The sequence below is a fragment of the Kordia jejudonensis genome (assembly GCF_001005315.1).
Taxonomy (GTDB): Bacteria; Bacteroidota; Bacteroidia; order Flavobacteriales; family Flavobacteriaceae; genus Kordia; species Kordia jejudonensis.
Genome location: NZ_LBMG01000183.1, coordinates 1 through 644 on the forward strand (window position 1 = coordinate 1; position 644 = coordinate 644).

Annotated in this window: 1 protein-coding gene; it reads right to left on the minus strand. The window is 32.1% G+C overall.

What is annotated here, in order from left to right:
* Positions 1-30: 30 nt before the first annotated feature.
* Positions 31-644, minus strand: a 614-nt coding sequence (locus AA089_RS23240) for an IS3 family transposase (RefSeq protein WP_046759419.1), incomplete at its 5' end; no start/stop codon positions are given.

Below are 644 nucleotides of genomic sequence, written 5' to 3' on the forward strand. Positions count from 1 at the left end.
TTGTACTTCCCTAAATAGAGTTGACCGTTTTTAGGTTAATATTTCATTGTTAAAAATAGTAATAGTTTTTCTTTGTTGGCTAGCCAACAAAGAAAAGTTTGTTCTAAACCTAGTTGGTGGTTTTCTATCGATATTATTGTGCAGTCTTTTTTGATTGTAATTGTTGACTGCTTTTTTAATCATCCTTTTTAGTTGTGCATAGTTTTTAGGCTTCCAGTGGTTAAGATATTCTTCTTTTATAGTTCTATTGATCCGTTCTGCATATGCATTATCTTGTGCACTTGTAGCCATACTTATTTGAACATTATTTTCTTTTAATATCTTAATATATCCTTTGTAAGTATACTGACTACCTCTGTCAGAATGATGAAACTTCGGTGGTGGATGTACTTTTAAAGCCATTTGTAATGCTTTTATATTTGCTATAGCTCTCATATGATCCGTAATGCTATACCCAACGATTTCTTTGGTATACACATCAATAATAAAAACAGCGTAGTAATGATTACCAGCTACTTTGATATAGGTAATATCACTCTGCCAAATAATATTAGGCGCATTTACCTCTAGACCTTTAATTAGATTTGGATAGGAGATTTTACCTGCAATAGTGGTGCGCTTGTAATTCTTCTTGCGCTTTAAGC